The 14,824-nt window shown below is 35.3% G+C and carries 20 protein-coding genes and 2 other annotated features; of the genes, 2 read left to right on the forward strand and 18 right to left on the reverse strand.

Annotated elements, in window-relative coordinates:
• The 3 genes from LDM90_RS06940 to LDM90_RS06950 form a co-directional block, all read right to left on the reverse strand.
• Window positions 1–839: phenylalanine--tRNA ligase subunit alpha (locus LDM90_RS06940; protein ID WP_223898742.1), on the reverse strand; the 839-nt coding region annotated here is incomplete at its 3' end.
• 38 nt (window positions 840–877) lie between these two features.
• Window positions 878–1,080 (reverse strand) — a binding site (T-box leader).
• Between the two features lie 48 nt (window positions 1,081–1,128).
• Window positions 1,129–1,479: a winged helix-turn-helix transcriptional regulator gene (locus LDM90_RS06945; protein WP_034980194.1), complete on the reverse strand. Its 351-nt coding sequence runs from the start codon at window positions 1,477–1,479 to the stop codon at window positions 1,129–1,131.
• 78 nt (window positions 1,480–1,557) lie between these two features.
• Complete coding sequence (locus LDM90_RS06950; protein ID WP_034980192.1) at window positions 1,558–2,328, reverse strand: TrmH family RNA methyltransferase; 771 nt, start codon at window positions 2,326–2,328, stop codon at window positions 1,558–1,560.
• Window positions 2,329–2,420: 92 nt separating this feature from the next.
• Between LDM90_RS06950 and LDM90_RS06955 the strand changes: the two genes are divergently transcribed.
• Window positions 2,421–2,753 (forward strand): acylphosphatase, encoded by a 333-nt coding sequence (locus LDM90_RS06955; protein ID WP_223897110.1) that lies wholly within the window; start codon window positions 2,421–2,423, stop codon window positions 2,751–2,753.
• A 33-nt stretch (window positions 2,754–2,786) separates the two neighbouring features.
• Window positions 2,787–3,752 (forward strand): membrane protein insertase YidC, encoded by a 966-nt coding sequence (gene yidC, locus LDM90_RS06960; RefSeq protein WP_223897112.1) that lies wholly within the window; start codon window positions 2,787–2,789, stop codon window positions 3,750–3,752.
• A gap of 129 nt (window positions 3,753–3,881) precedes the next feature.
• Here yidC and LDM90_RS06965 read toward each other — a convergent pair whose 3' ends face one another.
• The 15 genes from LDM90_RS06965 to LDM90_RS07035 form a co-directional block, all read right to left on the reverse strand.
• Window positions 3,882–5,462, reverse strand: a complete 1,581-nt coding sequence (locus tag LDM90_RS06965; protein ID WP_223897113.1) for a HAMP domain-containing sensor histidine kinase — start codon at window positions 5,460–5,462, stop codon at window positions 3,882–3,884.
• The gene (locus LDM90_RS06970; RefSeq protein WP_034980187.1) at window positions 5,440–6,153 is read right to left on the reverse strand and encodes a response regulator transcription factor; all 714 of its coding nucleotides are present in this window, start codon (window positions 6,151–6,153) and stop codon (window positions 5,440–5,442) included. Before LDM90_RS06970 ends, LDM90_RS06965 begins: the two co-directional genes overlap by 23 nt.
• A gap of 155 nt (window positions 6,154–6,308) precedes the next feature.
• Window positions 6,309–6,863 (reverse strand): DUF177 domain-containing protein, encoded by a 555-nt coding sequence (locus LDM90_RS06975; RefSeq protein ID WP_223897115.1) that lies wholly within the window; start codon window positions 6,861–6,863, stop codon window positions 6,309–6,311.
• Window positions 6,864–8,018, reverse strand: a complete 1,155-nt coding sequence (locus tag LDM90_RS06980) for a nucleotidyltransferase (protein ID WP_223897117.1) — start codon at window positions 8,016–8,018, stop codon at window positions 6,864–6,866. It abuts the gene before it with no gap.
• A gap of 6 nt (window positions 8,019–8,024) precedes the next feature.
• Window positions 8,025–8,372: a ribosome silencing factor gene (rsfS, locus tag LDM90_RS06985; protein WP_034980181.1), complete on the reverse strand. Its 348-nt coding sequence runs from the start codon at window positions 8,370–8,372 to the stop codon at window positions 8,025–8,027.
• A gap of 9 nt (window positions 8,373–8,381) precedes the next feature.
• Entirely contained in the window at window positions 8,382–8,978 is a 597-nt protein-coding gene (gene yqeK / locus LDM90_RS06990; protein WP_034980179.1) for a bis(5'-nucleosyl)-tetraphosphatase (symmetrical) YqeK, read from the reverse strand.
• A complete protein-coding gene (locus LDM90_RS06995) occupies window positions 8,971–9,609 on the reverse strand; it encodes a nicotinate-nucleotide adenylyltransferase (protein ID WP_373307193.1) in 639 nt (212 codons plus the stop codon). The genes yqeK and LDM90_RS06995 overlap by 8 nt, the downstream gene beginning before the upstream one ends.
• An 11-nt stretch (window positions 9,610–9,620) precedes the next feature.
• Complete coding sequence (yqeH, locus tag LDM90_RS07000) at window positions 9,621–10,736, reverse strand: ribosome biogenesis GTPase YqeH (RefSeq protein ID WP_223897121.1); 1,116 nt, start codon at window positions 10,734–10,736, stop codon at window positions 9,621–9,623.
• Window positions 10,729–11,253, reverse strand: a complete 525-nt coding sequence (locus LDM90_RS07005; protein ID WP_223897124.1) for a YqeG family HAD IIIA-type phosphatase — start codon at window positions 11,251–11,253, stop codon at window positions 10,729–10,731. Before LDM90_RS07005 ends, yqeH begins: the two co-directional genes overlap by 8 nt.
• A gap of 106 nt (window positions 11,254–11,359) precedes the next feature.
• Window positions 11,360–11,716: a 50S ribosomal protein L20 gene (rplT, locus tag LDM90_RS07010; protein ID WP_034980161.1), complete on the reverse strand. Its 357-nt coding sequence runs from the start codon at window positions 11,714–11,716 to the stop codon at window positions 11,360–11,362.
• 36 nt (window positions 11,717–11,752) lie between these two features.
• Window positions 11,753–11,953 (reverse strand): 50S ribosomal protein L35, encoded by a 201-nt coding sequence (gene rpmI / locus LDM90_RS07015; protein ID WP_034980158.1) that lies wholly within the window; start codon window positions 11,951–11,953, stop codon window positions 11,753–11,755.
• 22 nt (window positions 11,954–11,975) lie between these two features.
• A complete protein-coding gene (infC, locus tag LDM90_RS07020) occupies window positions 11,976–12,488 on the reverse strand; it encodes a translation initiation factor IF-3 (protein ID WP_034980154.1) in 513 nt (170 codons plus the stop codon).
• Between the two features lie 37 nt (window positions 12,489–12,525).
• Window positions 12,526–12,637: a sequence feature (ribosomal protein L20 leader region), on the reverse strand.
• 63 nt (window positions 12,638–12,700) lie between these two features.
• Window positions 12,701–13,354, reverse strand: coding sequence for an amino acid ABC transporter permease (locus tag LDM90_RS07025; protein WP_223897126.1), 654 nt, complete (start codon window positions 13,352–13,354; stop codon window positions 12,701–12,703).
• 13 nt (window positions 13,355–13,367) lie between these two features.
• Entirely contained in the window at window positions 13,368–14,006 is a 639-nt protein-coding gene (locus tag LDM90_RS07030; protein ID WP_223897128.1) for an amino acid ABC transporter permease, read from the reverse strand.
• Window positions 14,003–14,821, reverse strand: a complete 819-nt coding sequence (locus LDM90_RS07035) for a transporter substrate-binding domain-containing protein (protein WP_045928315.1) — start codon at window positions 14,819–14,821, stop codon at window positions 14,003–14,005. Before LDM90_RS07035 ends, LDM90_RS07030 begins: the two co-directional genes overlap by 4 nt.
• Window positions 14,822–14,824: the final 3 nt, after the last annotated feature.

The following is a 14,824-nucleotide window of genomic DNA, read 5'->3' on the forward strand; positions in this document are numbered from 1 at the left end:
TTACAAATTGAGCACCCCTTGCCATTGCAGTTAAAGCAGGAAACATCCATTTCAACAGAAGGCTCAGTAAAAGGAAAGTAACTAGGACGCAGACGGGTTTCGCGGTCTTGACCAAAAATATGCTTTGCCATTAATTCCAAGGTTCCCTTTAAATCACCCATCGTAATGTTTTTTTCAACTACAAGACCCTCCATTTGCATAAACTGATGTGAGTGAGTAGCATCATCGTCATCACGGCGATATACTTTGCCTGGTCCTACCATCTTTAAAGGGCCCTTGGCAAAATCATGTTTTTCCAATACGCGAGCTTGGTCACCAGAAGTCTGAGAACGTAATAAATCTTCAGAATCAATATAAAAGGTTTCTTGCATGTCTCTTGCTGGGTGGTCTTTTGGCAAATTCATCATTTCAAAACAATAATGATCAGTTTCAATCTCTGGTCCTTGCACAACTTTATAACCCATGCCAATAAAATATTTTTCGAGATCATCCAAAATAATATTGATTGGATGCTTTGTACCAAGATGCATTTCTCTACCTGGTAAAGTAACATCGATTTTTTCTTTAGCAAGTTGATCTTCAACTAAAGTTGCTACTATTTCATTTTTAGCATCATCCAGCTTGGCATTAAAAAGATCTCGCAATTTATTAACTCGTTGTCCGACTTCACGTCTATCACTTGGATCAATATCTTTCATGGAATGAAGAATAGTTGTTAATTCACTTTTACGACCAGTTAATTTAACACGAACATCATTTAACTTCTCTTCATTTTTAGCCTTATCGATCTCATCAAGACCCTTTTCACGCAGTTCTTTTAACCTGTCAAATAAGTCCATAAAACTTTTCCTTTCAAATCAAAAAAAAGCTTCATCCCAAAAGGGACGAAGCTTCGCGGTACCACCCTAGTTTGGACACAAAATGCCCACACTCATGTTTCGATAACGGTGAATACCGGAATGGATTAGATTCTACTAGTAAGATGAAATTCACAGTTCTGTTTAGACTTTTCTTTCAGCTCAATAAAAAAGTCTCTCTGATTAAATGAATGCTGCTACTAGTCTTACTCTTTGTAATTAGTTAATAGAATATATCTTTTTTTAAAAACTTTCAAGTGGATGTATAAATTTAAACCCACTTATCTGCCCAGCCATGAATTTGGTCAAAAACAGGTTTTAATTCTTCACCTTTTTGTGTCAGGCTATAAGAAATGATTTTTGTTCTACTGTCGACTGAACGATTGACAATATTTTCTTTTTCTAATTCTTTCAATCTTTCGACCAAAACACGGTCAGAGCAAGGCAACACACACTGTGCTAGATCTTTAAAGCGCATATAATCACCGGCACATAGTGAACTAATGATTAAACCGTTCCACTTCTTACCAATGATTTTAAATGCGTTAATAAAATGCTTGCAGTATTCATAATTTGAAGCGCCACAATCCGCACAGTTTTTGTCCTTAATACCTTGAGCCATGATACTGTCCTCCCACAAGAAAGTGTCTACTTTGTGTTTATTATATTAAATATACTTACTAAAAACAAGTATTAACAGTCAGGAGAAATAGTAGACGATAATTCCAGCTGCTACTGCAGCATTCAATGATTCAGCTTTACCTTTAATAGGAATATATAATTTATGATCACAGATTTTTGCTATTTCTGAAGTAACACCATGTGCTTCATTGCCAATAACAATCCCTACCTGTGGTACTTTTACAAACTCCTGTAATTTCCTAGCATTTCGATCCAGCATGCTTGAATATATTGGTATTGCATTGTCCTGCATTTCTTTTATAACATTAATCAAATCTTGAACAACTAACTTGATATGAAATTGACTTCCTTGCATTGCGCGCTGAGTCTTAGGATTATAGATATCAACACTTTCAGGTGATAAAACAACACCATCAAATCCAGCTGCATCTGCTGTCCTAATAATTGTGCCAACATTCCCGGGATCTGCCAGATGGTCTAACAAAACCCACTTGCCAAAATTAAAATGGTAGTTTTGCGGTTGAGTAATTTTTAAAACCATAAATATATCTTGTGAATTTTTAGTGCTGGCAAGATGATGAGCAACAGAAGAGTTAATTACGAAAGTATTCATACTTGTCAATAAGTGTGGAAAAATATCTTGAATCTTAGCTAAAGCTTCTTCAGTGCCTAAAAGATACTTGTACTTTTCGTTTGCATTAAGAGCTTCAGTGACTAGATGAAAGCCTTCGATTACGTATAATCCATTTTCTTGGCGATATTTTTTCTGCTTCAATTTAATTAATTCTTTTACCAATTTATTATTTAATGAACTTATTTTTTTAGACATTAAGGTATCTTCTTTCGTATTTATCAATATTATTTTTAATTTCAAGCTGATAAAATGTTAAAATCAAGAAAGTAGGACTAGGAAGGATTATTATGGGATTTTTTAATAAACACAAGAGCGAAAGAAAAAGCGATCCAGCTGATAATTCAAGAGAAACTTGGCAATTAACCATTTCGGGTATTGTCCAGGGTGTGGGCTTTCGTTGGAGCGTATTAAACCTTGCTCAAAAAATGAAAATGACTGGCAATGTTCGTAATAACAGTGACGGGACAGTCACAATTACTTTACAGGCAGAATTAAGCCGAGTCAATCAATTTTGTGCTGAATTACCCAAAAATATTTCTCAATTTGCTCGCATTTCAAATATTAAAAAAGAAAAACTAACAAAAGTAAGCAAAATGAATGGTTTTCATGTATTATATTAGTTATTGGCAAAAAATAATAATTGGGTGAATTGAATGAAAAAATTTCGCAAATATATCGGATTAATTACTGTTTGTTTAACAGTCATGTTATTTGTTACTGCTTGTGCACAAAATGGTGGGGTAAATAAACCACCAACTGGTTTTATATACGGGTCAATCTATAAATTTATTGGTAAACCCATGCAAAATATAATGCTCTATTTTTCTAACCTCATAGGTGGAGCTAATGGAGCCGGCTGGGCTATTATCATAATGACTTTTGTAGTTAGAATGATTCTCTTGCCATTAATGCTTAATCAACAAAAGAAATCGACTACGCAACAAGAAAAAATGGCACGCCTGCAGCCGCAAATGAAGCTAATTCAAGATACCATGAAACGCAAAGATCTAAATCAAGATCAGCAAATGACTTTAGCCGGTTGGCAACGTGAACTATATTCTAAAAATCATTTATCATTAACTGGGGGAATGGGCTGCTTACCGTTAATTATCCAGTTCCCGATTATGATCGGAATTTATGATGCTGTAATGTATTCAAAGAGTTTGGCTAGTTCGTCATTCTTTGGTATTTCATTAAGCAGCAGGTCTATATCAGTAACAGTTTTTGCTACCATTTTTGCTTTTGCTCAAGGCTACCTTTCATTGGTAGGGATCCCTAAAGAGCAAAAGAAACAGATGCAATCTATGATGCTCATGAATCCTATTATGACGCTCTTCATCTGCCTCTCTGTTTCTGGTTCAGTTGCTTTATATTGGGCTGCCGGAAACTTTTTCTCCGTTATTCAACAGTTGATAGTAACATATATCATTATGCCTAAAGTTAAAAAAGAAGTAGACGAAGAATTAAAACGTGAACCTATTACAGAAGTCGTAACAAAGGAAAAAGTAGATGAGCTTCTTAACGCGAAGAAGGCTTCTCCTGCTCAGTCAAAGCAAACAAAACAGTTGCACGAAAACTTACGTAACCGCAACAAAGGAAAGCAACAAAGACGACCTTAGTTGTTTTTTTGAGTCCCAAAAGTGGTCCAACTTTCAGGCTCACATATAAGTTGATAAGTAAAAAGACCTTTTAAGTCTGTTTATCTTTAGATTGGGCAAACCAATCAATAGACTTTACAAAGGTCTTTTTTAATTTGTTTCTTTTTTATTTTTCTTTGCTTTTTCAACTTCTTCACGTTTATGCAGTTTTTGGGATTGAGCTTTTGTAAGTGCTGGAAATTCTATTATAAACTGACTTCCTTGTCCTTCCACAGATTCGACACTGATTTTCCCATGATAACTGGTAACTAACTTTTGAGCAATTGATAAACCTAAACCGTTGCCACCTTTTTCTCTAGTTCTAGCTTTATCGACTCTGTAAAACCTATTGAAAATTTTGCTTTGTTCTTTTTTAGAAATACCTTCACCAAAATCCTGGACTATAATATGCACATCATCTTGCGACAATCCCGCTGAAACATTCATTTCCTTACGATCTGTAGAGTATTTAATACCATTATCAATTAGAATAACAAGTAACTGTTCCAAATGGCCTTGATAAATTTGGATTTCAGTATCGCTAGGTAAATCATCCATATCCAGTCTGATAGCAAAATCCTTATGAACGAGCGACATATCACCAACGACCCGTTTAAGAACTTCAGAAACTTTGGTCACAGCATTAGGGTACTGTACATTAATTTGTTCCGCACGCGTTAAATCAAGCATTTCTTGAATTAAATGCTGCATTCTTTTAGCTTCTTGTAAAGAAGCATCAATTGATTCTTCCAAAATCTCCGGATCATCCTTGCCCCAGCGTTTAAGCATGTTTAAATGACCTTCAATTACCGCAACAGGAGTGCGAAGTTCATGAGAAACATCACCCACAAATTCCTTTTGTTGATCAATATAGCGTTGCATTCGATCTAACATTTGATTAAAAGAAACTGCTAGTTCTTGCAATTCATCATGACGATGGAAATCTCTTATTCTTGCAGTACTATTTGGATCATCATTAACTTCTAAAGCAACTCGTGACATTTCTTTCACAGGCTTTACAATGTCACGAACAATTATATAAGCTACCAGTGTAAAAAGTACGATAGCTATTAAAGAAATTCTTACCATCCACTTTAACAGGTCTTTCATTAAACCGTTGTAATATGTCATTTTATTAGCAACAACTATATAACCTGTAACTTTTCCTGAATGAGCAGTTCTAACTTTTTGATAAGTAATCAGTTCTTGTTTATGATTCTTAAAATTACGAGTCATCTCATAGTCACCTTTTATATTCTTAAAAGGAATAATTTTGCCACCATTATCAAAAACATCTTCTTTTCTAAGATTATAAACAACTACACTCAAATCCGGATTTGTTAACGAAGACAATAAATCATCGTTAAATGCACTGTTATGTTGGTCAGAGCTGATCGGGGGATTGCCTTTTAATACTTCTCTAGCAGATGGTGTTAAAGCCGGAACAACATTTGCAATTTCTAATTCTTTGGGTATTCTGTTCAGGCTACTATTGAGCTTGCTTACCATCTCATTCGATGTTTCTTTTTGCTGGACCATCGATTGCTGACCTACAAACGAATATATTATTACTGAAAATACAATAAAAGAGACCATAATCGTCAGAGCAACGATACTAACCCATCGCAATACCAACGATGAATGTTTGGTCTCTTTTTGGGATCTTTTTTTACTTCTTTTCATCATCCTCATCTCTTACCATGTAGCCAGTTCCACGAACCGTTTTGATATATGATTGTTTACCAGGCACATCAATTTTATTGCGTAAATAACGCACATAGACTTCGACAACGTTTGTTTCGATATTTGAACCAGGTCCCCAAATTTTTGCCAGCAACTGATCACGGCTAACCACGTTGTTTTTATTCTTAATCAAAGTCATGAGCAGGTTATACTCACGTTTAGTTAAGTCAACTGCTTTACCATCTCCACGGCGAACAATTCTATTTGCCGTCTCAATAGTAAGATCCTTGAATTTTACTACCTTCTTTTCAACAGAATCATCTGATGCGTCTTTTTCAATTTTTACTCTTCGTAAAACTGCACGTAAGCGCGCCAAAAGCTCTTCAATTGCAAATGGCTTAACAATATAATCATCAGCTCCATGATCAAGACCAGAAACGCGGTCAATAACAGAATCACGTGCAGTCATCATAATGATCGGTGTGCTCTTAACTTGACGAACTCTTCGGGCAATTTCTAAACCGTTAAGATCAGGAAGCATAAGATCTAGCAGAATAGCATCAAAATCTTCTTTTAAGGCCAAATCTAATGCCTTGCGACCATTACTTTCAACGACAGTATCATATTTTTCATGTTTTAATTCCAATTCAACAAAGCGAGCTAAATTTTTTTCATCTTCAACAATTAATATTCTTGCCATTTTTTATCTTCCTTTTTTAAAATTTGATTTCAGTTAATTTAATTTGTATTCTTGTCAATAAGTAAAGCATACTTTAAAAATGCTTTTAAAACAAGATTAAAAACCAGCATTTTAATAATACTGATTTCTAATTATATTTAATTATTCTTATTTAACTAATTATGGTTCTCATTATTTTCTTTAAATAAATCTTTTAATTTAGCAAAGGCAGGGTTTATTTGTTCCTTTTCTTTCTTATCAAATTCATCTTCAGAAATCACAGCCCAACCATTTCCTTCAGGATAAATATTTTGATCTCGTTCTTCCTCAGTCAAAATTGTGGTTGGGATATTTAATAAAACGTTGTCTTCAATCGCTTTTTGCAAATTAATAACTTCGTTTTTTACTTTCACAATCGGGATGTCACTCTCATCGATTTCCTCTTTAGCTACATCTGTATCAGTATAATTCTCGCTAAAACGAAAATTTTCTGTAAACTCAACAGGCTTTAAACTACGACTGGAAGGAACAACTAAACAGGCTTGCACGTGAAAGTCACCAGTAACGTATGGTTGATTGTAAAATGCATCCCCTGAAACAGTCACGTTATTTACTTGATAAACTAAGCCATGACTTCGCTTAATAAATTCTTCTTGCAACTCGACCTCACATTCAATGTGAGTTACAGGTTCGTTGCTATTTTTTATTTGAGTAAAATTCAAAGTTAACATTTAGACCTCCACTGGACGTCGCCCAAAGTTTTGATCAACTCCCATAAGTTGCTCAAAAAAACGATCAACACGTAATTGTAATTTCATTGATCCACTTTTAGTATTTTTTTGATCAACCTTCGATATGATGTCTGCGAATGGGGTTTTTCTAATCCCTTTAAGATATTTTCTTCCTAATTTACTATAGCCCAAAAGTAGAAGCGATTCATGGTTAAAGCTGGCAGTCATGTCTTCTTGAGTTACATTTAAGAGCGTATACAGGCTAAGACGACGCAAACGAGAATAAGTATAACGCTTTGATTTTACCCTTCGTAAAAATCCTGTAAAAGTTTGTGCAGCGTGAATCTCATGTTTCATTTTGTACTCAAGGCCTTCACTCATTTGATAAATTCTTCTTAGTTCAGAAACTGAAGAAGATTCCAATCTATATTTTAAAAATGGAAACAGCAAATTCCAATTTGGATAATTCTTTTGCTTGAATAGAAGCTGAACCTCTTTTTTAGGCAACCATTGTTCCAATGTATAATTAGTTTCATTATGAAGAATCATATTTCGTATTGCACTTGCACTTTGAACAACTTTATTACTCTGCAAAACGTCATCATGTCCAGCGCCAATTCGGTTAACAGGATGCAAAACTAAAGGCGTCCCCAAATTATGATTAGCAACTGCATAGGCTAGAGCAAGAATCGCATTGGGCTCACTAACTTCATGACCAACTTCTCTTGCTACCATTTGGTTATATTGGGTTGAATAAGTTTGACTATAATCATTAAAGTCCATATGACTTTGTGGGATTTCAGCAATTTTACTACCTAAATAAGCATAATTTTGTGTAGCGTCTTCAACTCCAAAAATCAAGTCAGTTGCGCCAACTTTTACCAGTTGATCTATACTGCCAAGTGCAAACAAATCAGCTGGTTCAACGGAAGTGGAAAATGGCAGTTCAAGTACTAAATCAGCACCACTTTCAAGTGCTGCCTGCGTACGAGACCATTTATCCATAATTGCCATTTCCCCACGCTGAACATAATTACCAGACATGACTACGATTATTGGGTCTTCACTACCAGCAATATATCGAGCCTGATTCATTAAAAATTCATGCCCACTATGGAAGGGATTGTATTCTGCAATGATCCCTACTACACTCATTGTTAGCTAATCTTCCTTTAATTCTAATCTTTTACCATTAGCCCATAGTTTTTCAACATTGTAAAAATCACGTGCATCTTCAGTAAAAACATTTACAACAACATCGCCTAAATCAAGCAGAAGCCAATTTGATTCACTCGTGCCTTCAACGCGATAATCATAATAGTTAACCTTGTGAGCTTCATCAATGATAGCATTAGCTATAGCATGTAATTGTCTGTTTGAACCAGCACTGGTCACAACATAATAATCAGCTAAAATACTATGTCCCTGCATATCGTAAGCTGCAGTATCTTCCCCATGACGATCACTAATTGCCTTTAGAGTAAAAGCCAATATTTCTTTACTAGTCAATTTTTCTCCTTATTCTTTAATACCCCAAACATTATAAGCGTCTAAAGTACGTGGATAGATTTTATTTCTTTTCTCAATTAAAAATTCAAGAGTATGTGCTAATTGATAGCCAACTCCCTTATCAAGATTAGCATAAGTTATTTTACGCGCTTCTTCAACTCCTGGAAATGACCTGCCAGGTTCAATATAATCAGCCATAAATACAATTTTATCTAAAGTTGTCATTTCAACGTCAGCTGTTGTATGCCTGCGTACTGCCGTTAAAATTTCTGAATCATTAATTTTCAGATCTCTCTGAATAAAATATATACCTACAATACCATGCCAAATGCTTCGATTCCAATTTAACAGATCTTGATCAAAGCCCTTGGTTTTAATAACTTCACGATATTCCTCGACTGAAACTTGTTTTGCATAATCATGTATAAATCCAGCTAATGCAGCTTTATCCTCATCATATTGGTTTAACTCTGCTAATTTTTTAGCAGTTTTGCTAACTCCAATACAATGCTCAAAACGATCTTCAGTCATATTACTTTTTTCTTTAGACACAATTTCATCACTAGATAGAACCGAATAAGTCTTTTTGAAAAATAAATCATTCATGATATAAGCCTTTTTTCTGAATATAATTTCTCACTGTATCAGGTACCAGGTATCTGATTGAACCCCCAATCGCAATTGTTTGTCTAACAAGGCTGGAACTAATTTCAATGGCAGGAACATCAACCCAAATCATTGGTAATTTTGCTTTTTGGGGGTATCCGGCCCTTTGAACTCCAACAAGAGTTGCCAGTTGAGCCAATTTAGTAGGCTCTTTCCATTCACCTAGATTATTAACTTGATCACTGCCCATGATCAAATAATAATGATTTTCGGGTTGAGATTCACGCAAATATCTTAAGGTATCAACTGTATATGAAACCCCTCCACGATATAATTCGAATAATTTCACTTGAAAACGAGGATTATCCTGAGTACCTAACTCAAGCATATTTGCACGATCTTGTGCAGAAACCACTGGCTCATCCTTTAATGGAGGAACATTGGTAGGAATAAACCAAATTTCATCAAGATGAAGTTTGGTCAATACTTGTTCAGCTACTATTAAATGACCTAAATGAATTGGATTGAATGTTCCACCAAAAATACCGATTTGACGACCTTTTTTGTGTTCTAATTTTTCTTCAGCTACTTCAACAGTTGGTGTTTTTTGATAATTCTTAGCAATAGCAATCATTATATCCTCTAAATTAATGCACGTCTAATACCTAGACCAATTTGACCTGGTGTATATACTCTAACCAAACAATTAGCAGGAACTGTTACAAAGCCTATTCCACCCAATAGCAAATCACTTTTTTCTTTAGTATGATATTCCTGCCATTTTAAAGGGGGCAACTCATCACTTTGCGAAGGTGGATTGAGCAGTTCACCGAGATGTTTATCATAGAAACTATCTGCATTTTCAGTTTTAGTCCTGTGAATATATAATCCCCGTGCTGCATAAACCGTAAAACTTGCTTTTTCCCCCTTTAAAAAGTCCACTCTGCCTAATCCAGCTAAAAATAAAGTGTTACCTGAATTAAGCTGAAAAGTTACAGGCTTAAGCTGCTTTTGCGGTGAAATAATGCTCAATTCCTGAGCGTTTAAACGTGTAGCCAACTGATTTTCCGTTATTATGCCCGGAGTGTCGACTAAAAAATGACCATTTGCCAAAGGAATTTCAATTTTATCAAGTGTTGTTCCCGGAAAGCGTGACGTAGTGATCAAATTTTGAATATCTCCCATTTGATCAATAATTGCATTGATAAGAGTGGATTTACCTACATTTGTTGTTCCTACAAAATACACATCTCGATCACGTGAGTTTTGATCTAAATATGCTATCAATTCTGATAAATTCTCTTTATTTTTAGCGCTAACCAAAAATACTTTTTTAGGAAATAAACCAACGCGATTAGCTTCCTGTCGCATCCAGTCCTTTATTTTGCTTTGACGAGAATTTTGCGGAAAAAGATCAAATTTATTGCCAACAAGAATAAAATCATTCTTTCCAATAAAACGTGTAATTGCAGAAAGCAAAGAATTGGTGAAATCAAATAGATCTACGACGTTGACAATTAATGCTTTCTTTTCTGATAAAGAATTTAATAATTTTAAAAAGTCATCATTATCAGACTCGACTGGCATAATTTCATTATAATGACGCAAGCGAAAACACCGCTGGCAATAGATATCATTGCCCTCATCTTCACTTTCTCTTGCTTGCTTCAAACGGGAAGCGGGTAAAAATCCTGCTTCTTGTGGACTATCTGATTGAAGAACAGCACCGCAACCGATACAAATAATTTGGTCATCCATTTTTTAATGTCTCCTTAAATGTAACTGGGTGTGAAAGGCTTAAAAAGAAAAAAATAATTTTCTCAAAAAAACGATTAATACGTGTATTCCACTTATCAGTTTGAATAAGCGGTTTTACTAATACTGATTCTACACCAGCCAAGTTTCCTGCCTGTATATCTGTGATTAACTGATCACCAACCATCATGACCTGGTCTTTTTTTAATCCCATTCTTTTTCTTTTCTTTGTTATAGCAAAGGGCAATGGCTTTTTCGACTTGGCTACAAAGTCAATATGATAAGGATTTAGAACTTTGCCCACTCTTTCAGCATTGTTATTAGAAATCACAACTAACTTAATATTGGCTTGTGCTAATTTTTTATTTAGATTATTCATTTTTTCAGCAGTTTCAAATTCGTTCCATGCCAAAAGAGTGTTGTCTAAATCTGAAAATACTGCTTTGATACCAATTCGGTTTAGCACCTTAATATCTAAATGATAAATTGTGTCAATTGTATAGTGTGGTCTGAATAACATTCAATTTCCCTCTTATCTATCACTGCACTAGTTTAATATACCAAATTTTCTACTGCAAGTGCTAAATTTTGACATAAAAAAACGGCGCCATAAGCGCCATTTTTGGTTAATTTAAAGCCTTTTTAGCAGTTTCTGCTAATTTTGCAAAGGTCTTTGAATCGTTATAAGCAATATCAGCTAACATCTTACGGTTAATATCAACACCAGCTAATTTTAAGCCGTGCATTAACTTAGAATATGAAATATCATTTTGTCTTGCTGCAGCGTTAATTCTTGCAATCCATAACTTTCTGAAGTCGCTCTTGCGTCTTCTTCTGTCACGAAACGCATATCTGTATGATACAAATAACTGTGTACTTGCAGCCTTAAATTGCATATGCTTTGCGCCACGGTAACCCTTGGCAAGCTTCATAATCTTTTTACGACGTTTACGTGTAACTGTTCCACCCTTAACTCTTGGCATCTAAAATTCCTCCTAAATATCGTTTTATATATTTGATTAACGCATTTGAGAGAGCATCTGTTTGATGCGCTTCAAGTCGCTGCGTGAAACCATTGCAGCCTTTCTCAAATGACGACGTTGTTTCTTAGTTTTGCCGTGGAAACGGTGACCTGTAAAAGCGTGATGACGCTTTAATTGACCAGAAGCAGTTCTCTTAAAACGCTTAGCAGAAGCGCGGTGGGTTTTCATTTTTGGCATTTTTCTAATTCCTCCAAATTAACTAATTATTTTTGTCACTCTTCGGAGCGAGCATTAAGAACATTGAACGGCCTTCCATCTTGGGCTTGCTAATTACAGTAGCAATATCGGATGTGGCTTCAGCCATTTTTTCCAACACTTCACGACCTAGTTCCTTATGAGTGATTGCTCGACCTCTGAACCTGATCGAAACGCGGACTTTAGCACCTTCCTTGGTGATAAATTTACGCGCATGTTTTAACTTGGTGTTAAAATCGTTACCCTCAATCGTTGGACTTAAACGGATTTCTTTTACACTAACCGTTTTAGACTTTTTCCGAGATTCTTTAACTTTCTTTTGTTGCTGGAAACGGTACTTTCCATAGTCCATGATACGAGCAACAGGTGGCTTGGCATTAGGCGAAATTAGAACTAAATCTAAATTTGCAACACTTGCTTGACGTAAAGCTTCAGTTTTAGTTACAACACCAACTTGTTCACCATCTTCATTAATTAAACGAACTTCGCGAGCGCGAATTTGATCGTTCAATATCAAATTCCTTGGAATAATTCTTCACCTCCATGTTAATCTGAGGACAAGAAAAAGGCGGGTAAACTTTACCCGCCCATAATCAACAGAAAATATCGATCAGCCTAGAGGTCAACTTAACTTAGGCGAGAAGCGGGAAGCTTCTTCTTGTTCTCAACTGTCGTAATTATACTCGTCTTTTGTAACTGTGTCAATCAGATAAATTTTAATGCTTTGATTTATGCAAATTGTTTATTGAGTCTATTACCGATTAGGGACAGGGTAAAGCAAACAATAAAATATAAAAGCGTCAGAGCCGCAAACATTGGTACGATATAATTGGCATTTTGACCATAAATAACTTGTGCGTGTTGCATTAGTTCAGGTACAACAATGATAGTAGCTAAAGATGTGTCCTTAATTAAGGACACAAACTGTCCAATAATAGTAGGAATCATATGACGATATGCCTGCGGCAAAACAACATGCCATAATGCCTGCACGAATGTCATTCCTGTGGATCTGGCACCTTCAATTTGACCCACAGCAACTGACTGAATACCTGAGCGCACAATTTCAGCAATCATACTGGATTCAAAGATTGTCATTGCAATAATTGCTGACAAAATTGCTCCTGGCCTTAAACCAATATTTGGCAAACCAAAATAGGTAAAGAAAATAATCAATAATAACGGTAAATTTCTCACAATGTCAATAATGAAACCAACAATTGCCGAAATAAATTTAATTTTTGCATAGCGAATTATTCCCAGAATCGATCCTGAAATGAAACTTAGCACGATTGCAAAAACTGAAATAAATAATGTGACTGCTAACCCCTTTAATAGAAAACCAAAGTTTAACCATGATAGGGCATTAATCCATGTTTGCATTTTAGTCGCCTCCCTAAGCCATTTTCTTTTCTAGATATTGCATATAATAACTTAACGGCATAGTAATTATTAAATATAGCACACCGATTACAAAATAACTGTTAAAAGTATCAAAAGTCACAGAAGCAATTGCATTAGCCTGGTACATTAAATCAAAACCAGCCACAAAAGCTAAAATAGACGAATCTTTTATTAAATTGACAAATTGATTTCCTAATGGTGGAATGACAATTTTAAAAGCCTGAGGTAAAATCACATAACGCATAGCTTGCTTATAAGTCATCCCCGTAGATCTGGCACCTTCCATTTGGCCTTGTGAAACAGACTGAATGCCTGAACGGATTATTTCAGCAATAAAAGCTGAAGTATACAAGAACAAACCAATTGTACCTGCAGTAAAGCCGTCAATTTGAACAAAATATTTCGGTACTATTAAGTAAAAGAACATTACGATAATTAATAACGGAATATTGCGAAAAATCTCAACGTAAGTCCTACCGATTTTGTTTGCCGCTTTATTAGGGATAACCTCTAGAAGCGCTAATAAAACTCCAAAAATCAGACTAAATATTAAGGTTAACAAGCTTGATAAAATAGTCCAGCCGAATCCTGAAAATAGTTGACTACTAAAATTATTGAAGATACGAATCATTTTATATACATCTCCTTATAGTTAAAACCAGGAACTTGACCGAACCACTTTTTAATTAAGCGATTGTATTCTCCACTCTTTTGAATCTTGTCAATCGCTCGATTTATAGCCCTATGAAAAGGTTCTTGATTTTTATTTACTGCGATGCCATAAGGTTCTTTAGTATAAGTTCCTCCGGTTACTTCAAGGCTTCCAGGACTCTGTGCGGCTAAACCATATAAAATACCATTATCACTAGTCAAAGCATCTCCTTGATGTGATTTCAAAGCTGATACTGCCTGACCATAATCTTGCATTGCGACAACTTTTGCTCTGGGAGCAACTTTCTTTACTGCCTCAACAGAGTTGTCTCCAACAATACCGATTACAGTTTTGCCATTAAGATCACTTGGCTTTTTAATTTTTGATCCTTTAGGGACAAGAAATGATTTACCAGCCTGAAAATACGATTTGGAAAAACTAATTACTTGTGCTCTTTCAGGAGTAATTGTCAAAGTGGCAATTACCGCATCAACGTTACCATTTTTCAATAAAGGTATTCTCGACTGTGAAGTGGCAAGCGTAAAGCGAGCTTGTCCTTTAGGACCTAAAATTTCTCTAGTAATGGCTTTGGCCATATCAATATCAAAGCCCTTTTCTTTATCATCTCTAATATCGATTAGACTAAAAAGCTTTTTGTCACCTTCAACTGCCCAAGTAATGGTATTGGACGAGCGCACATTTTTCAAAGCTGACTGGTCAGTGACACTATTGCCACAACCAGATAAAAGGAACATTCCCAAAAATAGCGAGATTGAGCAAATTAATTTTTTCATGAT

The sequence above is a fragment of the Lactobacillus huangpiensis genome (assembly GCF_019972815.1).
Lineage (GTDB): Bacteria > Bacillota > Bacilli > Lactobacillales > Lactobacillaceae > Lactobacillus > Lactobacillus huangpiensis.